This is a genomic window from Hydrocarboniphaga sp. (genome assembly GCF_965279055.1).
Classification (GTDB): Bacteria; Pseudomonadota; Gammaproteobacteria; order Nevskiales; family Nevskiaceae; genus Hydrocarboniphaga.
Genome location: NZ_OZ257125.1, coordinates 3089418 through 3111300, shown reverse-complemented (window position 1 = coordinate 3111300; position 21883 = coordinate 3089418). Strand labels below are relative to the sequence as shown.

The window sequence follows — 21883 nt, the reverse complement described above, 5'->3', positions numbered from 1 at the left end:
GACGAACGGAGGTTTGTCCGGGATTCCCTCGAAGACACGATCGTCGACTTCGGCGCAAATACTGCTGCGGAAATCGAATGACTGAGCCGACCGACCAACCCGTCTACGCGACGCCGATCTACCTCGACTACGCGGCAACCACGCCCCTGGATCCGCGAGTGCTGGAGGCAATGCTGCCGCTGCTGGTGGAGGACGGCCTGCACGCGAATCCGGCATCGAGTCACGGCCCCGGCTTTCGTGCTCGCGCCGCCGTGGAAAAGGCGCGAGCGCAGGTCGCCGCGCTGATCCGCGCCGAGCCGACCGAAATCATCTGGACTTCCGGCGCCACCGAATCCAACAACCTGGCGATCAAGGGCGCGCTGGAATTCCGTGGTCTGGACTTGCGCGGCGCGACGCAGGCGCATGTGATCACGTCGCGCATCGAACACAAATGCGTGCTCGACACCTGCCGCTACCTGGAAACGCGCGGCGTGCGCGTCACCTATCTGAAGCCCGGCGCCAAAGGCCTGGTCTCGCCCGAACAGGTGATGGAGGCGCTCAACCCGGACACCGCGCTGGTGTCGCTGATGTGGGTCAACAACGAGATCGGCAGCGTGCACGAGATCGAGCGGCTGGCGCCGCTGCTGCGCGAGCGCGGCGTGCTGTTTCACGTCGACGCGGCGCAGGCCGCGGGCCGCGTCAATATCGATCTGTCGCAGGTGCCGGTCGATCTGCTGAGCCTGTCGGCGCACAAGGCCTACGGCCCCAAAGGCATCGGCGCGCTGTTCGTGCGCCGGCGTCCGCGTGCGCGGCTGGCGCCGCAGATCCACGGCGGCGGGCACGAGCAGGGCATGCGCTCCGGCACGCTGGCGCCGCACCAGATCGTCGGCATGGGCGCGGCTTTCGAGATACTGGCGCGTGAAGGCGTCGCCGAAGCCGCGCGCTTGAGCGCGCTGCGCGAACGCTTGTGGAGCAGGCTGCAAAGCCTGCCGAACCTGCATCGCAATGGCGACCCCGAGCGCGCCGCGCCGCACGTGCTGAATGTCAGCTTCGAAGGCGTCGAAGGCGAGTCCCTGCGCGCGAGCCTGCCGGACCTGGCCGTGTCCAGCGGCTCGGCTTGTTCATCGGCGACCCAGGAGCCCTCGTATGTACTGCGCGCGCTGGGCCGCGATGACGAACTCGCCAACGCCTCGCTGCGTTTTTCGGTCGGCCGCCGCAGCACCGAGGCCGAGATCGACATCGCCGCCGAGCGCGTCTGCAAGCAGGTCACGCGGCTGCGTGAAATTTCGGCCTTATGGGACTGATCGGCATGAACATGCAGGCGAACGCCTTCGGCTATCCGGGGAAGATCTGGGCGCTGTTCGAGAGCGCACCGCGCGCCGGACGCTTCGACGTCGGCACGGCCGGCGTCGTTGCCGGCAGGGCCGGCACGCCGGCAGCGCGATCGGTGTTGAGCATCGAGCTACAGTTTCGCGACGGCCGCGTCGCCGACGCCCGCTTCCGCGCCTACGGTTGCCCCAGCAGCATCGCCGTCGGCGCCTGGATCGCCGACTGGAGCATCGGACGCGAGCCGGCCGAGCTGGCGCAGCTGGGCGCCGCGCAGCTGCGCCGCGAGCTTGAAATCCCCGAAGACCGGGCCCACTGTGCGTTGATGGGCGAAGACGCGCTGCGTGATCTGCTGGCCCGCTACCGAGAAACCGTATGAGCATCCAACTGACCGAATCCGCCGCCAAACGTATCGATAGCCAGCTGCTGCGTCGCGGCAAGGGCCTGGGCCTGCGCGTCGGCGTCAAGAAGTCCGGCTGCTCCGGTTACGCCTACACGATGGACTATGCCGACGACGTCGGCGCCGGCGACCAGGTGTTCGAGGCGCATGGCGCCAAGCTCGTGATCAAGGCCGAGCATCTGCCGATGCTCGAAGGTCTGACCCTGGACTGGCAGAAACAGGGGCTCAACGAGAGCTTCAAGTTCATCAACCCGAATGTGACCGGCGAATGCGGCTGCGGCGAAAGCTTCTCGGTCAACCGCGACGCGCAGACGGCGTAAAACGCTTTGCCGTCACTCCCGAGAAGGCGGGAATCCAATGACTGCACCGCGGCGCTCGCCGCCCTGGATTCCCGCCTTCGCGGGAATGACGAATCAAACGCTACCGCAGCCGCCGTCGATCGCCAGCATGTGGCCGTTGACGTAGGACGCCGCGTCCGAGCAAAGCCATACGGCCGCAGCCGCCACTTCCTCGGCGCTGCCGGCGCGATTCGCTGGCACCTTGGCCAGCGTCTTCTCGACCACGTCGGCCGGCCGGCCCAGCACTTTCAGACCCAGCCCGGCGGAGATGATGCCCGGGCAGATCGCGTTGATGCGCAGGCCCTTGCTGGCGTAGGCCACCGCCGCATGCTTGGTCAGGCCGACGACGCCGTGCTTGCTCGCGGTATAGGCCGCGGTCGGGCCGCCGTGCAGGCCCCATAGCGAGGAGTTGTTGCAGATCACGCCATGCCCCTGCTTGAGCATGATGCGCAACTCCTGCTTCATGCAGTAGTAGGTGCCGGTCAGGTTGACCAGCAGGCAGTCGTGCCAGGTGTCGTCGTCGCTGTCGACCAGCGGCAGGCCGCCGCCGCCGCGGCCGGCGTTGTTGAACGCGGCATCGAGCGCGCGATAGTCGCGCTCGATGCGATCGAACAAGGCCTTGACGCTGTCCGCGCTGCTGATATCGGCGACAAAGGCATCGGCCTTGCCGCCGCTGCCGCGGATCGCCTCGACCACGTCCATGGCGCTGTCTTCACGCAGGTCGCTGACCGCGACGCGATAGCCCGCTTGCGCGAACAGCTCCGCCGAAATCCTGCCAATGCCCCCACCGCCGCCTGTTACCAGCACGGTCTTCTGCTGCGCCATGAATCCCCCGATTCGTAGGTTGTTCTAGTTTTGTTCCCCGCGCGCAGTATGCAATGCGGCGGCGGCGACGCTGTCAGCTTTAGTGGGGGCAGCGTGTCAGAAGAGGTCGCAGTGTACAAATGTATATTTAGCCCAATACGGCTTTAGGTTCCTTAGTCCAGTTCGGGCCGGTCGCCGGAATAAGGCCGCGCGCTGCCGCCGCGAACCGCGCCGATCCTGGCGCTGTCGTGCACGTACAGCTCGGTTTCGCGCTCCAGCACGATGTCGCCGCTGACGACGCTGTCCGGGCCGATGATGACGCGCGGCAGCCGGTTGTTGTTCCAGTTGGAGCCGCCGGGCTTGCTGACCTTGATGCCGCCGATGTGCGAGCCGCGGCCGGTGTCGATGCTGCCCGCGGCGATTTCGATGCGGCCGGCAATGCGCGCGTGGTCCAGCTCAATGCTGCCGTTGACCGTGGTCAGGTCGCCGCCGACGTCGGCGCCCGCAGCCAGCCGCACGCCGCCGTTGACGGTCTCGATGCCGCGCTTCACCTGCAGCTCCTTGCCGGCGTCGATACCGCCGTTGACGCCTTCGATGCTCTCCACCGTGACCGAGTCGCCCAGATCGATGCCGCCGTTGACGTTCTCGACCTGGCCGGCGCGGCTGCCGTCACCCAGGCTAATGCCGCCGTTGACCGTGGACACGTCACCGGCGGACGAGCCCGCCGGCAGCTTGATGCCGCCGTTGACCTTGTCGATATCGCGGTGGCCGCTGCCCGGCGGTTCCGGCGCCTGGCCGGCGCAGGCGACGGTGCTGCAGGCGAGGGCGAGGGCGAGCGTCAGGCTCGTGCAGGTCAGGCGCATCATCGGCAAGGTTCCGGGCTGGTGTTTTGCAGCTTGGATGCCGCGGTGGGGCGCCGGGTTTGAATGCCCGGCCGCGCCGCCTGCGATACCATTGAGGCATGCGCCAATACCTCCATCTGATGCAGCACGTGCTCGATACGGGCGCGGCCAAGTCCGACCGTACCGGCACCGGTACGCTCTCTGTTTTCGGCCACCAGATGCGCTTCGATCTGGCCGAAGGCTTCCCGGTGCTGACCACCAAGAAACTGCATCTGCGCTCGATCATCGTCGAGCTGCTGTGGTTCCTGCGCGGCGAGACCAATGTCGCCTGGCTGCGCGAGAACAAGGTGTCGATCTGGGACGAATGGGCCGATGCGACAGGCGAGCTCGGCCCGGTCTACGGCAAGCAGTGGCGCAGCTGGCCGACGCCCGACGGCCGCCATATCGACCAGATCCAGCTGCTGCTCGACCAGATTCGCGGCAACCCGGACTCGCGGCGGCTGATCGTGTCCGCCTGGAACGTCGGCGAGCTCGACAAGATGGCGCTGATGCCCTGTCACGCGCTGTTCCAGTTCTACGTCGCCGGCGGCAAGCTCAGCTGCCAGCTGTATCAGCGCAGCGCGGATATCTTCCTCGGCGTGCCGTTCAATATCGCCTCATACGCGCTGCTGACGATGATGATCGCGCAGGTCTGCGGCCTGCAGCCCGGCGAGTTCATCTGGACGGGCGGCGACTGCCATCTGTACAGCAATCATCTCGAACAGACGCGGCTGCAGCTGTCGCGCGAGCTGAAGCCGCTGCCGACGATGACGCTGAATCCGCAAGTGAAGGATCTGTTCGCGTTCAAGCTCGAGGACTTCGTGCTCAGCGGCTACGATCCGCATCCGCACATCAAGGCGCCGGTCGCGGTCTGATGGCGGCCCTGTCGCTGGTGGTCGCGGCCGCCGAGAACGGCGTCATCGGCCGTGACGGCGATCTGCCGTGGAAGCTGCCGGCCGATCTGCAGCACTTCAAGCGGCTCACGCTGGGCAAGACCATCGTCATGGGCCGCAAGACCTGGGTGTCGCTGGGCCGGCCGCTGCCGCAGCGCGACAACTGGGTGATCAGCCGCAACGCCGGCTTCGATGCGCCGGGCGCCCGCGTTTTTCAAAGTCTGGATCACGCGCTGGCCGCGGCCGATCAGGAAGGCATCGCCGAACTGATGGTCATCGGCGGCGCTCAAATCTACGCGCAGACCTTGCCGCTGGCGCAGACGCTGTATCTGACGCGCGTGCATGCGCCCATCGAGGGCGACACGCGGCTGCCGGAGTACGATGCCGGCCAGTTCGTCGAGACGCAGCGCGAGGAGCATGCCGCCGACGAGCGTCATGCCCATGCCTACAGCTTCATCACGCTGCAGCGGCGCGCCTAGACCATCACCACAAGGAGAACCCCATGTCCGACCTCAAAGCGCAGTTCGAACAAGCGCAGAAAGACGTCCGCAAGCTGACCAAGAAGCCGAGCAACGACGACCTGCTGGCGCTGTACTCGCTGTTCAAGCAGGGCAGCGACGGTGATGTCAGCGGCTCGCGTCCCGGCATGCTCAATGTCGTCGACCGCGCCAAGTTCGACGCCTGGGCCAAGCTCAAGGGCACCAAGCAGGATGCCGCGCAGAAGCAGTACATCGCCAAGGTCGCGGAGCTGCTGAAGAAGCTGGGCTAGCTTCCGCAGGACCCGGCGGAGCGGAACAAAACCCCGTTCCTCCCGAGTAGCCGGGCTTGCCCGGCGTATCGAGGGACGCAAGCGAACCCGATGCGTCCCTCGATACGCGCCTTCGGCGCTACTCGGGAGGAACGGGGTGCAGTTATGGCGGGCAAGCTGCGTTTACGCCTTCGCCAGGCCCAGCTGACCCGCCCAGTCGCGCGCGAACTGCTTGGCCACGCGCCCCGAGCGCGAGGCGCGCATCAGGGCCCAGCGCAGCGCCGCTTTCTCGCCTTCGGTGTCGAGCGAGTCGACGCCGAAGGACGCCAGGTGCGAGCGCACCACGTCCAGGTACTGCATCTGGTTGAACGGCGGGAACGACAGCCACAGGCCGAAGCGTTCCGACAGCGAAATCTTTTCTTCGGCGCTTTCGCCCGGGTGCAGTTCTTCGCCCTCCCAGCGATATTCCTCGTTCTCGCGGGTGAACTCCGGCATCAGGTGGCGGCGGTTGGAGGTGGCGTAGATCAGCACGTTTTCCGGCGCCTCCTCGATGTCGCCATCGAGCGCGGTCTTCAGCGCGGCCAGCGAGCGGTCGTTGGCTGCCACCGAGAAATCGTCGACGTAGAGGATGAAGCGTTCCGGCCGCTTGCGCAGCGGCGCGACGATGTCCGGCATCTCCACCAGATCGTGAGGCGGCACTTCCACCAGGCGCAGGCCGCGCGGCGCGAACTCGGTCAGCAGCGCCTTGACGATCGAGCTCTTGCCGGTGCCGCGCGAGCCGGTCAGCAGCGCGTGATTCGCCGGCAGGCCGTTGACGAATTGCAGCGTGTTGCGAACCAACAGGTCCTTCTGGCGGTCGATGCCCAGCAGGCTGTTCAATTGCAGCGTCTGCGGATGCGAAATCGGTTGCAGCGCGCGGGCGCGCCAGCGGTAGGCGAGGGCGTCGGTCATGGCGCCATTTTAGCGCCACGCGGGTTTGCGATAGTGCGCTCCACGAGTTTCTTCACTTTGTTGCACAGGAATCCGCCATGAGCTTTCGACCCCGCTTTGCCATCGCGCTGTTGAGCCTCGCCTTCGTGATGCCGGCCCAGGCGCAGAAAGCCCCGCCTACGCCCGAGCAGATCGAGGCCAAGTGCAATGCCCATCCGGACAAATGCGAGGCAATCAAGGCCAAGGCCGAAACCGCCAGGGGCAAGTGCGCGGCCGACGCCGATTGCGCCGCCAAGACCGCCGAGGCCAAGACCAAGGCGCACCAGCTGAAAGACAAGTGCGCCGGCAATCCGGCCGCCTGCGAGCAGGCCAAGGCGCAGGCCAAGCAGCAGAAAGCCGCGCTGAAGTCCGAGTGCGCCTCGGATCCGTCGACCTGCGAGCAGAAAAAGGCCGAGATGAAGGCCAAGCTCAAGGCCGAACGCGCCGCGCAGAAGTCGCCTGGCTGAGGTCGGGCTGAGGCCTGTGCCACGCGGAGCGCATCCGCGACGTCGTATCCTATGCGCATGCTTTCCACCGATCTCGACGAGGCGCTGACGCGCCTCGGCTACGACTCTTTTCGCCCCGGCCAGCGCGAGGCGATCGACACCTTGCTGGATGTCGGCCGCGCCTTGCTGGTCGCGCCCACGGGCGGCGGCAAGAGCCTGTGCTACCAGTTGCCGGCGCTGCTGCTGCCGGGCACCACGCTGGTGATTTCGCCGCTGATCGCGCTGATGCAGGACCAGGTGTCGGCGCTGAACGCGCGCGGCGTACCGGCGACGTTCTTCGCCTCGACCCTGTCGGCCGACGATGCGCGCGAGCGCCTCGCCGGGCTCGAGCGCGGCGACTACAAGCTGATCTATATCGCGCCGGAGCGCCTGACCCTGCCGGGTTTCCGCGAGCGCCTGCGCCGTCTCGGCTGCCCGCTGGTCGCGGTCGACGAGGCGCATTGCATCAGCGAATGGGGCCACGATTTCCGTCCGGAATACGGCCAGCTCGGCGAGCTGCTGCGCGAGATGCAGGCGCCGCGGATTCTGGCCTGCACCGCGACCGCGACGCCGATCGTGCGCGACGAAATCATCAACCGGCTCGGTCTGCCGGCGGACACGCCGCAGCTGGTGCGCGGCTTCGCTCGGCCGAACCTGGCGCTGCGCGCGGCGGAAATCGGCGGCGGTCGTGAACGCGCCGCGCGGGTCGACGCGGTGCTCGCGGAAACGCTGTTTGCGCCCGGTGCCGGCCGCGGTTCGGCGATCGTCTACACGCCGACGCGGCGCCTCGCCGAAGAAGAAGGGGCGAGGCTTGCTGCAGCGGGTTGGAAGGCCACGGTGTATCACGCCGGCTTGAGCGCGGACACGCGCTCGACCGCGCAGGCCGCGTTCACCCGCGGCGAAGCCGAGATCGTCTGCGCGACCAATGCCTTCGGCATGGGCATCGACCGCGGCGACGTGCGCTGCGTGGTGCATCTGGGCCCGCCGGGTTCGATCGAGGCCTATTACCAGGAGGTCGGCCGCGCCGGCCGTGACGGCAGCGACGCGGTCGGCATGATGTGCTGGCAGCAGAGCGATCTGCCGATGCGCCGCCGGCTGCTGGAGTCGCCGTCGTCGTTTGAAGGCACGCCCAACGCCGACGTGGTCGAGCACAAGTGGAATCTGTTTCTGGAGCTGATCCGCTGGGCCGACGGCGCCGCCTGCCGTCACGACGCGATCCTGCGCTACTTCGGCGACGAGGCCGAGACCCTGCACGGCTGCGGCCGCTGCGACGTCTGCCAGGCGCTGGGCAATGTCGACGAAGTCTCCAGCGAGGAAGCCTCGCTGCTGGCGCGCAAGCTGCTGTCCGGCGTCGCGCGCGTGCAGAACCGTTACGGACTCAAGCAGGCAGTGCGCCTGCTGCGCGGTGAAACCGAGGACCGGCTGGAGCGCGACGGCCTCACCCAGGTCGCGACCTTCGGTCTGCTGCGTGAACGCAGCGAGGCCTGGATCCAGCGCGCGCTGTCGCGCTGCGTGACCGCCGGCTGGGTCGGCTTCAGCGGCGACCAGCATCCGGTGGTGCGGCTCACCGACGACGGCGTCGCGGTGATGCGCGGCCAGCGCATCGCACGCTGGCTGCCGCCGAGCGATGCGGTCGCATCGTCGTCCTCATCGCCGAAAGCCCGCGGCGGCCGAGCGGCCCGAATCGCGCCGGACGAAGAGCCGCTGGGGCCGATCGAGCAGCTGCTGTTCGAGTCCTTGCGCGAGGTGCGCCTGGAACTGGCCAAGAGCGAAGGCGTGCCGGCCTATGTGATCGCGCACGATCGAACGCTGCGCGAACTGGCGCGCATGCACCCGCGCGACTTCGATGAAATGCGCGCGGTACCGGGTTTCGGCGAGCGCAAGCTGGAGCGGTATGCGCAAGCGTTCCTGAAGGTGTTGGGGCGCTGAGGGTGGCCGGTCGCGGGCAAGCCCGCTCCTACAGAAAAGCCGATGTAGGAGCGGGCTTGCCCGCGACCGATCACGCATAAGAGGGATCGATCGGAGAGCCGTGCATGAATGACCCAACCATCACCGATGCCGGCACCGGTCTGAGCACGCCGCGTCTGCTGCTGCGCCGTTTCACCCTCGCCGATCTCGACCTGCTCGACCGCCTCAACAGCGATGCCGAGGTGATGCGCCATCTCGGCGGTGTCGCCAGCCGCGCCGATACGCAAGCGATGCTCGAGGGCCGCATGCTGCGCTACTACGACGAGCATCCCGGCCTCGGCGTGTGGGCGACCATCGAGCGCCGCAGCGGCGCCTGCATCGGCTTCCATCTGCTCAATCACATTCGCGGCGAACAGCACATCCAGGTCGGCTATCGGCTGTTTCCTGGGTACTGGGGACGCGGTTACGCCACCGAAATGAGCATCGCGCTGCTGCGCTACGGCTTTGCAACGCTGGGCCTGGACACGATCACCGCGATCACCGCGCCGGACAACTTCGGCTCGCAGAGCGTGCTGCTGAAAAGCGGGCTACGCCGCAATGGCGAGCGCGCCTTCGCGCACCCCTCTTACGCGGACTGGGGCGCGATGCCGTGGTTCGAGCGCAATGCCGCCGACTGGCTCGACGACGACTCCCGGCGCAACTGAAACTCAGGGCAGCTTGACGCCCTTGGCCTGCGCGATTGCGATGATGCCGTTCTCGAGCATGTCGTACTGCGTGTCGGTGATGCCGCGCAGATCGTCGTAAGCGCTCAAGGTGCTCAGCGCGTAACTGCAGGCGCCGAGCGGGTTGCTGGTCTTGATGCCGCTGGCCGTGCTGCGGCCCATCTGCACCGAAAACAGTGGCTCTTTCTTGCTCTGTTCGAGCTTGCTGTAAGCGGCGCTGCTGCGCGCCTTGCCGAAGTAGCTCTTGCGATCGGCCTCGGTCCAGGCGCCGGCCGCGATCAGCGCCTTGGCCTCGGCGTCGATCCTGTACAGCCGCTCGGCGGTGTGCTGGTTCAGTGCCGCCTGCCTGGCGGTGTCGTCGGCCTCGAACGTCGCGTTGACGGCCTGCGCCTGCGCCGGGTCGCGGCAATCGACCGCGTGTGCCGGCAGGCAGACCAGGCCGGCGAGGGCGGCGCACAGCAACGAGGCTGTAGAAAAACAGCCGAGACCGACTCGGCTGTGCAAGCCGACGACTTGCCTGAGCTGTTCGTGGATAGAAAACGCTGCAGCGTCACGAGCCGTCGCCTGGGGTGTGGAGGGTCTGTGCTGACGATACTGCGAGTTGGCAGGCTTTCCAAGAGCCATTCAAGGCGCTTTGCCTCTGAGCTTCTCGACGTTGTGGACGATGGCGAAGAGTTTCCATTGCGCATCCACCTTGCGCCTGGATCGAAGTGTGAATCGACGTAGGCCCTTGGTGTGCAGGTTGCCGAAGACCGGCTCGACGATGCCGAGCCGACGGCTGTACAGCAGCCGGCCTTCACGCGTATCGATTCGGGCCTTCATCGCCTTGGTCTGCGGGTGCGTCTCTTTCACTTTGCTGCCGTCGAAGAAGGTGATCTGACGACACGGACTCACATCCGGCTTGCGCATGCACTTCGCTTTTAAAGAGCAGGCCTGGCACATCGCGCGCGTGCCTTCGAAGCCGACACCGCGACGGCCCCTGATCACGATATTGACCGTCTTCAGTTTGAGCTGCTTTCCATTCGGACAGATGCAAGTCTGCCGATTGGCGTCATAGATAAAATCGGCTCGACCAAACCACTTCGATCGATGCTCGCCGGGCTGGCGCTGTTTCTCGATCGGCTTGTGCTGCCAGGCTTCCGCGAAACGCGGATCGCGTGACCGGAAGCCGGTATCGGCGATCAGCGCGTCGACCTGATCGTCGGCCAGTCGCTGCAGCGTGGCTTCGGAGTGATAGCCGGAGTCGGTCAGCACCGTCGCATCCGCCAGGGGATCAGCGCTCCCGATCGCGCTGAAGTCGCTGCGCAGCGCCTGCAGCACCTCCGGCAATAGTCCATTCTCCTGGCCGATTCCGAAGGCACTGGCCTGCACGATGACCTGTGCCTTGGCATCGACGGCGGCGACGCCGGTATAGCCCTGCACGACGCCGTGACTGGTCTTCATCGTCGCCGAGTCGTTGTCGGTGATGTTCGACTTCAGCGGTTCACCCTTGCGATTGGTCTTCTCCGGATGAGTCGCCAGCCACTCACGCAGCTTGTTGCTGTTGCGCGTCAGGGTTTCGATCTGCTGCTGTTCGCGCTGGGTCAGCGTGTCGGTGTTCTGGCCGGCATCCTGGCGGCGATGCGTGTCGAGCATGTGCGCGATGGCACGGTCGATCTTTTCGATTTTCTTCGCCATGTCGGCCCGCGTGCCGCTCAGGCTGCGAGAGGCGTTCGACGGAAGCTTGCAACCATCGACGGCAAACAACGCTTTGCCGATCAGGCCCTGCTCGTCACACACCAGCAGCACGTTGCGGAACACCGAGGTGATCTCGTCCGGCAGCTTCGCCACGAAGGAGGCGATGGTCGTGAAGTGCGGCTGTGTGTCGCCTGACAGCGCCATGAAGACCACGTTCTCGCGACAGGCCCGCTCGATGTCGCGGCTCGATGTCAGCCCGCGGGCATAGCCGAACAACACGATCTTCAACAGCACACCCGGGTGATACGCCGCGGCGCCGACCTCATCGTTGCAGTAACGCGCATCGAAGACCGTCAGATCGATCTCGTGATCGACCAGCCAGTTCAGCGCGTACTCGAAAGTGCCGGGAACAATCTGCTCGGCAAAGCTCACCGGCAGCAGCTTCGAGAGGTGTTGATCAACCGGCTTGTAGCGTGCCATTTCCGCTCTCCTTTCGTCGCGAAAGACGCAGCGGGATGTGTGCCAGATTTAGGGTTTTTCTACAGCCTCAACGGGTGGGTTGAGTTCATCGAAGCTCCTGATAGTCCAGCGCCTGAGGTGCAGGAAGCGCGCCATTCGGGCAGGCCAAACCGCAACGCCCACTTTCCAACCGACTGCGATCGAGTCCCTCGATACGCGGGCAAAGCCCGCTACTCGGGACGAACGCAGTTGGCTTGTGACATCGGCGACATGGAAACCCCGTTCGTCCCGAGTAGCCGCGTAGCGGCGTATCGAAGGACCAGAACCCCGATCTCAGCCCAGCTTCTTGTGCCGCGAGCGCCGGTTGATGCCGGGCTCGGCGCCGGTGCGGCGGCGGAAGTCTTCTTCGTACTCTTTGTAGTTGCCTTCGATGAAGGTGATTTCGCCGCTGTCCTCGAACGCGAGGATGTGCGTCGACACGCGGTCGAGGAACCAGCGGTCATGCGAAATCACCAGCGCGCAGCCGGAGAAATCCAGCAGCGCTTCTTCCAGTGCGCGCAGGGTTTCCACATCGAGGTCGTTGGTCGGTTCGTCGAACAGCAGCACGTTGCCGCCGCTCAGCAGCATCTTCGCCAGATGCAGGCGATTGCGTTCGCCGCCGGACAGATCCTTGACGCGCTTGCCCTGGCTTTCGCCCTTGAAATTGAAACGGCCGATGTAGGCGCGCGCCGGCATTTCGAAGCTGCCGGCGCGGATGATGTCGTTGCCGCCGGAGATTTCCTGGAACACGGTCTTCTCGCCGTCGAGCGCGTCGCGGCTCTGGTCGACGTAGGCGAGCTTGACGGTTTCGCCGATCTTGATGGTGCCGGCGTCCGGCTGTTCCTGGCCGAGCAGCATGCGGAACAGCGTGGTCTTGCCGCGGCCGTTGGCGCCGACGATGCCGACGATCGCGCCCTTGGGCACGCTGAAGCTGAGCCCCTGGTACAGCCAGCGATCGCCGTACTTCTTGCCGACGCCGTTGACCTCGAGCACGCTGTCGCCGAGGCGCGGGCCGGGCGGAATGTACAGCTCCTTGGTTTCGGCGCGCTTCTGGAATTCCTGGCTCGCCATTTCCTCGTAGGCCTTCAATCGCGCCTTGGATTTGCTCTGGCGGCCCTTGGGGTTCTTGCGCACCCACTCCAGCTCTTCCTTCATCGCCTTGGCATGCGCGTCCTCGCTCTTGGACTCGGCCGACAGGCGCTTTTCCTTGCCCTCCAGCCAGGTCGAGTAATTGCCCTGCCAGGGAATGCCGTGGCCGCGGTCGAGCTCCAGAATCCAGCCGGCGACGTTGTCGAGGAAGTAGCGGTCATGCGTGACCGCGATGATGGTGCCGGGGAAGTCCTTGAGGAATTTCTCCAGCCAGGCCACCGACTCGGCATCGAGATGGTTGGTCGGCTCATCTAACAGGATCATGTCCGGCTTGCTGAGCAGCAGGCGGCACAGCGCGACGCGGCGGCGCTCACCGCCGGAGAGCTTGGTGACGTCGGCGTCCCAGGGCGGCAGGTTCAGCGCCTCGCCGGCCTTGTCCAGCACCACGTCGAGGTTGTTGCCGTCGTTGGCGGCGAGAATGTTTTCCAGCTCCTGCTGACGCGCGGCGAGCTTGTCGAAATCGGCGTTTTCCTCGGCGTAGGCGGCATAAACCGCTTCCAGATCGGCCTGGGCTTTGGTGATGTGGCCCATCGCCTCCATGACGTTTTCGCGCACGTTCTTGGCCGGGTCCAGCTGCGGCTCCTGCGGCAGATAACCGACCTGCAGGCCCGGCATCGGCCTGGCCTCGCCGTGAAAATCCTTGTCCACGCCGGCCATGATTTTCAGCAGCGTGGACTTGCCGGCGCCGTTGTAGCCGAGCACGCCGATCTTGGCGCCGGGAAAGAACGACAGCGAGATGTCACGCAGAATTTCCTTCTTCGGCGGGACGGTCTTGCCGACCTTGTTCATCGTGTAAACGTATTGGCTCATGGGCTACTGGCAGCTAAAAAATAAAGGGGAGAGTGCGGCGAATGCCGGCATTGTAATCGCAGCCCGGGTGCAACCCCGGGTTCGCCCGGGCTCAAGCCGCGGCGCGCGCGGCAACCTGGCCGGCTTCCAGGCGCAGGATGCGCGTCGCCGACGACAGCCAGGCCGGATGATGCGTCACCGAAACCACGGTCAGGCCGCGCTCGCGCGCCAGGCGGGCGACGTTGTCGATGATCAGCAGCTCGGTTTCCGGGTCCAGCGCGCTGGTGGCCTCGTCGAGGATCAGCAGCCGCGGCTCGTGCACCAGCGCGCGCGCCAGCGCGATGCGCTGACGCTGGCCGCCGCTCAGCGCCGAGCCACGCTCGCCGGCGATCGTGTGCATGCCCTGCGGCAGGCTGCGCACGAAGTCCAGAGCGCCGGCCGCCTGCAGCGCGCGCTCGACGTCGGCTTCGGAAAAGCGCGGCTCGCCCAGCGTCACGTTGGCGGCGATGCTGTCGTGGAACAGGATCAGCTCCTGCGGCACGTAGCCGATCAGCGAGCGCCACTGGCGCAGGTCGATCTCGCGCAGCGGCACGCCGTCGATCAGCACCTCGCCCTGCTGCGCGCGATGAAAGCCCAGCAGCAGGTCGATCAGCGTGGTCTTGCCGGCGCCGGACGGGCCGGTCAGCGCGACGACATCGCCGGCACCGATCTGCATGTACAGGTTGCGCAGCGTCGGCTGCGCATCGTCGTAGGCGAAGACGATGCCGCGGAACTCGATGCCGCGCTCCAGCGTCGGCGTGACGCCGGGCTGTGCGTCTTCCCCCTGGGCATCGGCGTCGCTGACGGTGGCGCGTATCGCTTTCAGGCCGGGCTGCGCGGCGTAGAAATTCTGCAGTTCCTGCTGCGCCTTGCCGATGGTCAGCACGGTTTTGGTCAGCAGCAGGCTCATGACGATGATTTCGCCGATCGGCAGGCCCAGCACTTTCAGTGCGACGAAAATGCCCAGCGACAGGCACAGCGCCAGGATCGGCTCCTGTAGCGCCTTGTTGACGTTCTTGCTGAACACCTGGCGGCGCGAAGCCTTGCGTACGTCCTTCAGATCGCGGTCGAACAGCTGCGCGAACCGGGCCTGGCGGCTCATCGCTTTCAAGGGCTTGATACCGACCAGCACGTCGGTGAGCCGGCCGAGAATCGCGCGCAGCAGCTTCTGCTGGGTTTTGGCGCTGCGTTTGGCACCGAGCAGGAAGCGGTTCAGCGAGCCCAGCATCAGGCCGGCGACGAACAGCGTGAACAGCGCCAGCTGCCAGGACACGATCGTGGCGATGCTCAGGTACACCATCGCCTGCACAGCCTGCGACAGCATCTGCATGGCCGCGTTGTAGGCGTCGCCGGCCTGGTTGGCTTCACCGCCGAGCGCGTTGGAGAAGCGCCCGACCGGCTGGCGCACGTAGTAGCTCCAGCGCGCACGCAGCAGCGAATCGACCAGGCTGATGCGCAGCTTGGAGCCGACATCGGCGACCGCGCTGCCGATCTGGCGCAGCGCCACGACCATCAGCGTGCCCTTGACCAGCACGCCGCCGACGACGATGCCCAGCAGCACGCCGGGCACCGCCGGGATGTGCAGGGTCTGCAGCAGCTTGAGGATGGTCCTGGCGATCGAACTGGTCCTGGAGCCTTCGTCGAGCACCGCGATCAGCGGCAGCAGCGTGGCGATGCCGAAGCCGTCGGCAAGGCTGGCGAAGACCACGCACAGCGCGACCGCGGCATTGCGCCTGCCCGAGATCAGACCGCTGAAACGCCACAGCAGGGGCATGCGCAGCCGGCCTTGCGGAGCGGGCCGCGCGACGGAGGGCGCGTTCTGGGGATTGGGGTTCATGTGGCGGCGCGAATCCTAACCGGTTCTGCTACGCGATTCTGCCGGCGCCGCGCCCGGCGCGCAGAAATTGGATGATCGCCTCGGCACCGCGCGGTGCCGAGGGCCCGGGCTCCAGCTCGAAAGTGTCGGCGACATAACGCTGCTGTGCGACCACCTGCGCCCGCTGCTGCTCGAACGCGCGGTCGAGCTCGTCTTCCAGCCGCGCCACCGAGTTCAGCACCGGCCCCAGTGCCCAGAAGCGATAGTTCGGATCGTGTTGCCAGGGCGTGTCGTGCGCGTCCAGAAACACGCAGGGCCGCGGCCGGCTCAGGAACTCGGCAACCTGGCTGCTGACGTCGCCCAGATACAGGTCCGCGGCCTGGGTGTAGCTCATGTCGATGCTGCGTTCGCTGCCGAGGTCGACATGCACATGCGGCAGGCCCTGGTATGGCGCCAGCGCCGCGTAGTCGGCGGCACGCGGTGGGTCGAACAGACGTACGTGCGGCGCGAAGATCAGGTTGTAGCGCGTGCTCGCCGCGAACGCGTCCAGCACCGCGCGGCCCCAGCGTGGCCACGACGACAGCGCCGCACGAAAGTGCGGGTTGTAGAGCACCGTCGGCCGGTCGTTGTCGAACAGACGCTCGCCGACGGCGCGCTGCGCCCAGTCGAACTTGGCGTAGACGCCGCTGCGGTACGCGCCGGGCCGGATCAGTCCGGCGGCGAGCAGGCGCTGCTCGATCTTGCGCCCCGCCATCAGCACGAAGTCGAACTCGCGCACGTCTTCGGCGAAGCCGATTTCGCGATCGCCGGCGCCGTGGCGGGTCCAGATCAGCGCGGCCTTGATGCCGATGCGGCGCAGGAACAGCGAAGTCCGCTCCGGCGTTACCACGGCGTCGAAGCCGTTGAAGTAGCCGCGGTTGCGCAGCAGCGTGTACTGCTTGAAATGGGTCTTGCCCCAGCCGAGGACGAGGCGCGCGGCGTCGCCGGGACCCAGCGGCAACAGGTCGAATGCGATCCGCGCCTGTGGCGCATGGCGCTCGATCAGCCGGCACGCAAAATCCAGTTGAGCGGCGCTGACCGCGGCGACGTGGACCTGGGCTTGCGGGTCGCGTTGCGCGATCGCCGCCGCGATCGGCAGCGAATGCAGCACCTGATGCGCCTGCGCGAGATAGGGGAAGACCAGCCGCAAGCAGCAACTCCGGGGGGAATTCGGGCCCGTATTGTCGGTGTTTTGCACGGCGCCGGCATCCCGCCGCGGTGTCAGCGGATGCACGGTTCGTGGAACCTCGGCTGCCGATGGTGGGTCCAGTAGGGGGCAATGGCCAGGACGGCCGCGACGGCAGACAGGCAAGGAAGCTGAAGATGATGGGATGGTGGCCCCGATGGGATTCCCTGAGTAACCCCGGCCGGCGCCTGCGCGGCGAGCTGGTGATGCGCGGCCTGCGCGAGCGCGGCGTCGAGGTCGAATGGTTCGACCCGCGGCAGCCGGCACGCTATCGCTGCGTGGTGCTGGGCGCGCGCTCCGATGCCGGCAGCTGCGAGATGGCGCAGCGTCTCAAGGCCGGCGGCTGCCGGCTGCTGATGGATCTGTGCGACAACCATCTGATGCCCCGCCCGAGCACAACGACAAGCTGCGCCGGCGCTCGCTGCGGCTGCGCCAGCTGATCGGCCTCGTCGACCAAGTGGTGGTGGCTTCGGCGCGCCTGGGAGAAGTCGTTGCTCGGGTGTGCCCGGCGGCGCCGGCGCCGCTAGTGATCGGCGATCTGGCCGACGACCTGTCGGTGGTGCCTGTCAGCGCCTACGCGAGGCTGCAGGCGCGATGGAGCCTGTGGCGCGCGGACGCGAGTCTGCCGCCGCGTGGCCCGCAGGCACCGACGCGCCTGGTCTGGTTCGGCGACCAGGGCGGCGACTGGGCGCCGGTGGGCCTGTGCGACATCGCCGCAATGCGGCCGCTGCTGGAACGGCTGAATCGCGAATTCCCGCTGCACCTGAGCGTGATCTCCAACAACCGCAGCAAGTACCGGCGGCTGTTTGCCGATGCCGCATTCCCGCACCGTTACCTGCAATGGAATGCGCAGACGTTTCCGCAGCTGCTGGCCCAGCACGACATCGTGCTGATCCCGGCCTCCGACAACGAATTCACCGCCTGCAAGACCGACAACCGCGTCGTCAGCGCATTCCGCGCCGGCCTGCCGGTGGTCGCGTCGCCGATCCCGAGCTATCGGCGCTATGCCGCGGCGATGGAACCGGGCGATCTGGAAGCCGGGCTGCGCCGCTATCTGCGCATGCCGACGCTGCGCCAGCTGCACGCGCTGCGCGGCCGCACGCTGGCCGAGCGCTACAGCGCGCCGGGGCCGATCCTGGATCGATGGCAGCAGGCGCTGCAGCCGGTGGCTCAGCCACTGCCGCTGCCGGGCTACGCACGCGCCAGCTGAGCGCGGGCCACGCTGGACCGGCACTGGTCTCCGGCCGTCCGCCGGCGGCCCGGATTGCATTGCACGGCGGCCTGAGCGCCCCCTACAATTTCGCATGCTTGCCCAACCCAGCGTCATCACGCGCATCGACGAAGCCGCGCTCGAAACCCATCCTTTCGACCACGTCTATCTGCGCGATCTGTTCCCCGCTTCGCTGTACCGCGAGTTGCTGCGCAATCTGCCGGAACGGCGCCACTTCCACGAGCTGTCGCATGAGGATGCGCGCCGTCCCGACGGCAGCAGCGCGCGCCTGCGCTTTTATCTCTATCCGGAACAGCTGTGGCGGCTGCCGGCGGAGCAGCGCCGGCTGTGGCAGCCGCTGTCGAAACTGCTGATGTCGCGCGAGCTGCAGGACGCGTTCAAGCGCAAGTTCCGCAACGCACTCGAGTCACGCTTCGGCCGCGGTATCGACCAGATCCATCTGTACCCGGTGCCGATCGTGGTGCGCGATCTGCCGGGCTATCGCATCGGCATCCACAGCGACGTGGTGCGCAAGGCGATCACCGTGCAGTTCTATCTGCCCGAGGACGACGCGCAGCAGCACATCGGCACGATCTTTCACGAAGGCCGCAGCGGCGAAGCCGCGCAGCGCACCACGCGGATGCCCTTCCTGCCGGCCAGCGGCTACGCCTTCCCGGTGCAGGCGCATGCCAGCTGGCACAGCGCCGCGACCGTGGCCGAGGCCGACGGCGAGCGCCGCTCGATCATGCTGACCTACTATGTGCAGAACCGGCCGAAATGGTGGCTGGCCCGCCGCATCGACCGCCTGCGCAGCGCGCTGGGTTTCCATTCCAGCAACTGAGCGCAGGGCGGCATCGTCCGATCTCCCGCACCCAGGCCCGCCATGAATCCCGACACCATCCGCGTTTTCGCCGGCTGCGATCCCAACGACTGCGATCTCGAGCAGATGATGGTGCTCGAGCATTCGATGCGTAAGCACGCCAGCTTGCCGGTGGACATCACCTGGGTGCGGCTGTCGCGCAATCCGCAGAGCTTCTGGTATTCGAATCCGCAGGCCGATGCGGCGACCGGCGTCGGCTGGCGCACCGAGCGCTGGGCGACGCCGTTCTCGGCGCTGCGCTGGGCGATTCCGGAGCTGTGCCATTTTGAAGGCCGCGCGATCTTCATGGACACCGACATGATCGTGCTGTCCGACATCGCCGAGTTGTGGCGCACGCCGATTCGCGAATCCGCGGTGTTCGCGGCGCGCCACGACGAGGGCTTCCAGCGTTTCTGCATCATGCTCTGGGACTGCGCCGCCGCGCGCCGCGTGCTGCCGTCGCTGGCGCAGCTGCGCGCCGATCCCGAGACCCACAACAAGCTGAAGAAGCATTTCGAGCAGCACCCGGAGCAGGTGCAGGCGATGGACCCGGCGTTCAACAGCATCGACGGCGACGGCCAGCCGGCCGAGCGCATCAAGGTGCTGCATTACTCCGACATGGGCACGCAGTTTTCGCATCCCTATGCGTTTGCCCGGCTCAAGGCCGAAGGCCGCCCGCACTGGTTCGACGGCAAGGTGATGCCGCATCCGCGCCGCGATTTGAGCGCGCTGTTCGATCGCGAGTATCGCGAGGCACTGGCCGCCGGTCGCAGCCCCGAGCAGTACCGCAATCCCGAGCCTTATGGGCCGCTGGTGAAGAAGTCCGAACGCCGTCACGCCGGCAACACGGTGACGCGCGGCGCGCGCAGCTGGTTCGGACTCAAGCTGCGTTGAACGGCGCCGCCAACGCGCCGGCGGCACTGCCTGCCGGCTGGATCGTCTGGAAGCTGAAGAAGGCCAAGCCGGGGGTCGCCAGCGTGCGCTATCGCTGCCTGATGCCGCTGCTGGCGAACGAGCAGCTCTACCGCCAGTCGGTGATCGTCGAAGGTGATCGCGGCTGCTCGCTGGAGGGTGTCGCCGCGCTGATTTTCGTCAAGACGTTTTATCGGTCGGACGTCGCGCTGGCCGAAGAAGCGGCGAAGCGCGGCATCCCGATCTGGTTCGATCTCTGCGACAACATTTTCTCCGCTGGCTACGGCGGCAACACCGAGGCGGGTGATGCGATACGCGCCGCCTTCATCGCGATCGCGCGGCTGGCGACCGGCATCGTCACCAACGGCGCCGGCCTGAGCCAGGTGCTGCGCGAAAACCTGCCGGCGGACTGCCAGGGCAAGCTGGTGGAGCAGGCCGATCCGATCGAAACGCGTGAGCTGACCGCGCGCTCGATCGCGCCGCGAAGCTGGCCCAATCGCGCAGTTTCGCGCGCGCTGGCCGGCCCCATGAAGTGGCTGACGTGGCGCTACGCTCTGGGCCTTGCGATCAAGCAGGCGCTGGATGGCATCGGTGTCTGGCGGCGCATCGGCCACGGCGCTCTGCCAGTGGTGCTGTGGTTCGGCAACAGCAGCAGCAAGGGCGGCAACGAAGGCCTTGGCGCGCTCAGCGAATGCCTGCCGCAACTGCGGGCAGCGTACGCGCGCCTGCCGTTCCGCCTGCTGGTGGTCAGCAACGACCTCGCGCTGTATCGCAAGCTGATCGCGGATCGCGGCGTGCCCAGCCGCTATGTGCAATGGAGTCCGCTGGGCGTGTTCGCGGCGATGCAGCGTGCGCGTGTCTGCCTGATTCCGGCGAATCGCAATAATTTCAATCGCGGCAAATCGCCGAACCGGCTGCTGATGGCGATGGCCCACGATCTGCCGGTGATCGCGAGTTCGATCGAAACCTACCAGGCCTTCGCCGATTGCGCGGTGCTCGATGATTTCGATCAAGGTCTGAGCCGCTATCTCGGTGATGGCGCTGCGCGCGCTCGCGACCTGCAGACGTTCCGCGATCGCCACTGGCCGCAGTACCAGCCGCAGCGGCTGTCCGAGGACTGGGTCGCGCGCATCGCGGCCGCCGGCCGCCGGTGAGCGACGGCCGCATCTGGCTGCTGGCCGGCCCGCGCGCCGGCGAGTTGGCGCAGCAGCGTCGACTGGCCGCGGCGCTGGCGCAAAGCTGGGAAGAAAAACCGGTATTCGAGCCGGGGCAGGCGGCGCGCGCCGCGTTCGGCTGGACGCCGGAAAAGGCCGAGCAAAGCGGCCTGGTCGCGCCCTGGCCGGCGCTGGTGATTTCCTTCGGCAAGACCTTGCAGGCGGCGCTATGGATCAAGCGCGCCAGCGGCGGGCGCACGCGCATCATTCATCTGGGCCGCTCACGCGACATCGCACCGGCGCAGCTCGATCTGCTGCTGCCCTTGCCGCAGGACTCGGTGCCGGCGGCTGCCAATGTGTTCGCGCTGCGGCTGCCGCTGAATGCACCGCCGCAGCTCGACGAGCCGGCGAGAGCCGCCGCGCTGCAGCGTCTCGCCGCTTTGCCGCGACCGTGGACCTGCCTGATCGTCGGCGGCCTCAGCCGCCATTTCACGCTGGACTCGGCGAGAGTCGAAGCGCTGGCCGTGCAGCTGGCAAAGCAAGGTCGCGGCGGCAGCCTGCTGGTCTGCACCAGCCCGCGCACGCCGCCAGCCTGGGCTGCGGCCTTGAAGCAGGCGCTGGGGCAGGCCGGCGTCGCGCACGAAATCAGCGATTACGCCGACGGCCGCAGCCGCGAGGCCTACGCCGAATACCTGGCGCTGGCGGATCGCCTGGTCGTCACCGGCGACTCGGCGTCGATGATCGCCGACGCGCTGCGCAGCGGCCGGCCGCTGCAGGTGGTGCCGCTGCGGCCGTCGCTGCATTTGCGTCGTCGTCGACTGCTGCGCGGCCTGTTCCCGGCGCCGCTGGAACGCGCGCTGATCCGTCGCGGCATCTGGGCACCGACGGTCGATCTGGACCGCTGGATCGCGGCATTGGCGCGCGACGGCTTGATCGGCATCTTCGGCCGATCCGAGGCGCGCCTGAGCTGGAATGCGGCGCTGGACGACGATTTGTCGCGGCTGGCGCAGCGCGTCGCACCGTGGCTGGCTTAGCGGCGCCGAGTCGTGCCCGCCAGCGAGGCCCACAGCAGATCGGCGCGCTCGCGCGGGCTTTCTCGGGA

Annotated in this window: 23 protein-coding genes; 15 read left to right on the top strand and 8 right to left on the bottom strand. The window is 67.0% G+C overall.

The genetic code is table 11. The features are described from left to right. The first annotated feature begins 77 nt into the window (after positions 1-77). From ACQZF9_RS14115 to ACQZF9_RS14105, 3 genes are read left to right on the top strand one after another with little or no spacing between them, the layout of a single operon-like run. Positions 78-1283 carry an aminotransferase class V-fold PLP-dependent enzyme gene (locus ACQZF9_RS14115; protein WP_428309599.1) on the top strand — a complete coding sequence of 402 codons (1206 nt, stop codon included), beginning with the start codon at positions 78-80 and terminating at the stop codon, positions 1281-1283. A gap of 5 nt (positions 1284-1288) precedes the next feature. Then, on the top strand, positions 1289-1684 hold the full coding sequence (locus tag ACQZF9_RS14110) for an iron-sulfur cluster assembly scaffold protein (protein ID WP_428309598.1): 396 nt from the start codon (positions 1289-1291) through the stop codon (positions 1682-1684). After that, on the top strand, positions 1681-2025 hold the full coding sequence (locus ACQZF9_RS14105) for a HesB/IscA family protein (protein ID WP_428309597.1): 345 nt from the start codon (positions 1681-1683) through the stop codon (positions 2023-2025). The genes ACQZF9_RS14110 and ACQZF9_RS14105 overlap by 4 nt, the downstream gene beginning before the upstream one ends. A gap of 93 nt (positions 2026-2118) precedes the next feature. On the opposite strand, the gene ACQZF9_RS14100 is transcribed toward ACQZF9_RS14105, so the two are convergent. Then, complete coding sequence (locus ACQZF9_RS14100; RefSeq protein WP_428309596.1) at positions 2119-2868, bottom strand: SDR family NAD(P)-dependent oxidoreductase; 750 nt, start codon at positions 2866-2868, stop codon at positions 2119-2121. 152 nt (positions 2869-3020) lie between these two features. Then, complete coding sequence (locus tag ACQZF9_RS14095) at positions 3021-3719, bottom strand: hypothetical protein (RefSeq protein ID WP_428309595.1); 699 nt, start codon at positions 3717-3719, stop codon at positions 3021-3023. A gap of 89 nt (positions 3720-3808) precedes the next feature. Between ACQZF9_RS14095 and ACQZF9_RS14090 the strand changes: the two genes are divergently transcribed. From ACQZF9_RS14090 to ACQZF9_RS14080, 3 genes are read left to right on the top strand one after another with little or no spacing between them, the layout of a single operon-like run. Next, complete coding sequence (locus ACQZF9_RS14090) at positions 3809-4603, top strand: thymidylate synthase (RefSeq protein WP_428309594.1); 795 nt, start codon at positions 3809-3811, stop codon at positions 4601-4603. Further along, a complete protein-coding gene (locus ACQZF9_RS14085) occupies positions 4603-5100 on the top strand; it encodes a dihydrofolate reductase (RefSeq protein WP_428309593.1) in 498 nt (165 codons plus the stop codon). Before ACQZF9_RS14090 ends, ACQZF9_RS14085 begins: the two co-directional genes overlap by 1 nt. A gap of 23 nt (positions 5101-5123) precedes the next feature. After that, positions 5124-5390: an acyl-CoA-binding protein gene (locus ACQZF9_RS14080; protein WP_428309592.1), complete on the top strand. Its 267-nt coding sequence runs from the start codon at positions 5124-5126 to the stop codon at positions 5388-5390. Between the two features lie 162 nt (positions 5391-5552). Here ACQZF9_RS14080 and ACQZF9_RS14075 read toward each other — a convergent pair whose 3' ends face one another. Beyond that, positions 5553-6320, bottom strand: a complete 768-nt coding sequence (locus tag ACQZF9_RS14075) for an ATP-binding protein (protein WP_428309591.1) — start codon at positions 6318-6320, stop codon at positions 5553-5555. 77 nt (positions 6321-6397) lie between these two features. Between ACQZF9_RS14075 and ACQZF9_RS14070 the strand changes: the two genes are divergently transcribed. From ACQZF9_RS14070 to ACQZF9_RS14060, 3 genes are all read left to right on the top strand, one after another. Then, on the top strand, positions 6398-6805 hold the full coding sequence (locus tag ACQZF9_RS14070; RefSeq protein WP_428309590.1) for a hypothetical protein: 408 nt from the start codon (positions 6398-6400) through the stop codon (positions 6803-6805). Between the two features lie 57 nt (positions 6806-6862). Further along, complete coding sequence (locus ACQZF9_RS14065) at positions 6863-8752, top strand: RecQ family ATP-dependent DNA helicase (protein WP_428309589.1); 1890 nt, start codon at positions 6863-6865, stop codon at positions 8750-8752. Positions 8753-8856: 104 nt separating this feature from the next. After that, on the top strand, positions 8857-9435 hold the full coding sequence (locus ACQZF9_RS14060; protein WP_428309588.1) for a GNAT family N-acetyltransferase: 579 nt from the start codon (positions 8857-8859) through the stop codon (positions 9433-9435). 3 nt (positions 9436-9438) lie between these two features. Here ACQZF9_RS14060 and ACQZF9_RS14055 read toward each other — a convergent pair whose 3' ends face one another. The 5 genes from ACQZF9_RS14055 to ACQZF9_RS14035 all read right to left on the bottom strand — a co-directional run bounded on the left by ACQZF9_RS14055 (position 9439) and on the right by ACQZF9_RS14035 (position 16610). Continuing rightward, complete coding sequence (locus tag ACQZF9_RS14055) at positions 9439-9915, bottom strand: hypothetical protein (RefSeq protein WP_428309587.1); 477 nt, start codon at positions 9913-9915, stop codon at positions 9439-9441. A 162-nt stretch (positions 9916-10077) separates the two neighbouring features. Continuing rightward, complete coding sequence (locus tag ACQZF9_RS14050; protein ID WP_428309586.1) at positions 10078-11610, bottom strand: transposase; 1533 nt, start codon at positions 11608-11610, stop codon at positions 10078-10080. 312 nt (positions 11611-11922) lie between these two features. After that, on the bottom strand, positions 11923-13587 hold the full coding sequence (gene ettA, locus ACQZF9_RS14045) for an energy-dependent translational throttle protein EttA (protein ID WP_428309585.1): 1665 nt from the start codon (positions 13585-13587) through the stop codon (positions 11923-11925). Between the two features lie 91 nt (positions 13588-13678). Next, on the bottom strand, positions 13679-15442 hold the full coding sequence (locus ACQZF9_RS14040) for an ABC transporter ATP-binding protein (protein WP_428309584.1): 1764 nt from the start codon (positions 15440-15442) through the stop codon (positions 13679-13681). A gap of 28 nt (positions 15443-15470) precedes the next feature. Further along, positions 15471-16610 carry a sensor domain-containing protein gene (locus ACQZF9_RS14035; protein WP_428309583.1) on the bottom strand — a complete coding sequence of 380 codons (1140 nt, stop codon included), beginning with the start codon at positions 16608-16610 and terminating at the stop codon, positions 15471-15473. 173 nt (positions 16611-16783) lie between these two features. Here ACQZF9_RS14035 and ACQZF9_RS14030 point away from each other — a divergent pair, with 173 nt between their 5' ends. From ACQZF9_RS14030 to ACQZF9_RS14005, 6 genes are all read left to right on the top strand, one after another. Then, positions 16784-17086 (top strand): hypothetical protein, encoded by a 303-nt coding sequence (locus ACQZF9_RS14030; RefSeq protein ID WP_428309582.1) that lies wholly within the window; start codon positions 16784-16786, stop codon positions 17084-17086. Further along, positions 17011-17856: a hypothetical protein gene (locus ACQZF9_RS14025; RefSeq protein ID WP_428309581.1), complete on the top strand. Its 846-nt coding sequence runs from the start codon at positions 17011-17013 to the stop codon at positions 17854-17856. Before ACQZF9_RS14030 ends, ACQZF9_RS14025 begins: the two co-directional genes overlap by 76 nt. A gap of 94 nt (positions 17857-17950) precedes the next feature. After that, positions 17951-18697 carry a hypothetical protein gene (locus tag ACQZF9_RS14020; protein ID WP_428309580.1) on the top strand — a complete coding sequence of 249 codons (747 nt, stop codon included), beginning with the start codon at positions 17951-17953 and terminating at the stop codon, positions 18695-18697. A 42-nt stretch (positions 18698-18739) separates the two neighbouring features. Then, positions 18740-19609 carry a glycosyl transferase gene (locus ACQZF9_RS14015; protein ID WP_428309579.1) on the top strand — a complete coding sequence of 290 codons (870 nt, stop codon included), beginning with the start codon at positions 18740-18742 and terminating at the stop codon, positions 19607-19609. After that, positions 19606-20781 carry a glycosyltransferase gene (locus ACQZF9_RS14010; RefSeq protein ID WP_428309578.1) on the top strand — a complete coding sequence of 392 codons (1176 nt, stop codon included), beginning with the start codon at positions 19606-19608 and terminating at the stop codon, positions 20779-20781. Before ACQZF9_RS14015 ends, ACQZF9_RS14010 begins: the two co-directional genes overlap by 4 nt. After that, positions 20778-21815, top strand: a complete 1038-nt coding sequence (locus ACQZF9_RS14005) for an ELM1/GtrOC1 family putative glycosyltransferase (protein ID WP_428309577.1) — start codon at positions 20778-20780, stop codon at positions 21813-21815. Before ACQZF9_RS14010 ends, ACQZF9_RS14005 begins: the two co-directional genes overlap by 4 nt. The last annotated feature ends 68 nt before the right edge of the window (positions 21816-21883 follow it).

Coding starts and splice junctions, on each gene's coding strand:
- ACQZF9_RS14080 (WP_428309592.1), top strand. CDS start 5,124: ATGTCCGACCTCAAAGCGCAGTTCGAACAAGCGCAGAAAGACGTCCGC.
- ACQZF9_RS14070 (WP_428309590.1), top strand. CDS start 6,398: ATGAGCTTTCGACCCCGCTTTGCCATCGCGCTGTTGAGCCTCGCCTTC.
- ACQZF9_RS14060 (WP_428309588.1), top strand. CDS start 8,857: ATGAATGACCCAACCATCACCGATGCCGGCACCGGTCTGAGCACGCCG.
- ACQZF9_RS14015 (WP_428309579.1), top strand. CDS start 18,740: ATGAATCCCGACACCATCCGCGTTTTCGCCGGCTGCGATCCCAACGAC.
- ACQZF9_RS14050 (WP_428309586.1), bottom strand. CDS start 11,610: ATGGCACGCTACAAGCCGGTTGATCAACACCTCTCGAAGCTGCTGCCG.
- ACQZF9_RS14075 (WP_428309591.1), bottom strand. CDS start 6,320: ATGACCGACGCCCTCGCCTACCGCTGGCGCGCCCGCGCGCTGCAACCG.
- ACQZF9_RS14115 (WP_428309599.1), top strand. CDS start 78: ATGACTGAGCCGACCGACCAACCCGTCTACGCGACGCCGATCTACCTC.
- ettA (WP_428309585.1), bottom strand. CDS start 13,587: ATGAGCCAATACGTTTACACGATGAACAAGGTCGGCAAGACCGTCCCG.
- ACQZF9_RS14105 (WP_428309597.1), top strand. CDS start 1,681: ATGAGCATCCAACTGACCGAATCCGCCGCCAAACGTATCGATAGCCAG.
- ACQZF9_RS14085 (WP_428309593.1), top strand. CDS start 4,603: ATGGCGGCCCTGTCGCTGGTGGTCGCGGCCGCCGAGAACGGCGTCATC.
- ACQZF9_RS14110 (WP_428309598.1), top strand. CDS start 1,289: ATGAACATGCAGGCGAACGCCTTCGGCTATCCGGGGAAGATCTGGGCG.
- ACQZF9_RS14040 (WP_428309584.1), bottom strand. CDS start 15,442: ATGAACCCCAATCCCCAGAACGCGCCCTCCGTCGCGCGGCCCGCTCCG.
- ACQZF9_RS14090 (WP_428309594.1), top strand. CDS start 3,809: ATGCGCCAATACCTCCATCTGATGCAGCACGTGCTCGATACGGGCGCG.
- ACQZF9_RS14065 (WP_428309589.1), top strand. CDS start 6,863: ATGCTTTCCACCGATCTCGACGAGGCGCTGACGCGCCTCGGCTACGAC.
- ACQZF9_RS14020 (WP_428309580.1), top strand. CDS start 17,951: ATGCTTGCCCAACCCAGCGTCATCACGCGCATCGACGAAGCCGCGCTC.
- ACQZF9_RS14100 (WP_428309596.1), bottom strand. CDS start 2,868: ATGGCGCAGCAGAAGACCGTGCTGGTAACAGGCGGCGGTGGGGGCATT.
- ACQZF9_RS14030 (WP_428309582.1), top strand. CDS start 16,784: ATGATGGGATGGTGGCCCCGATGGGATTCCCTGAGTAACCCCGGCCGG.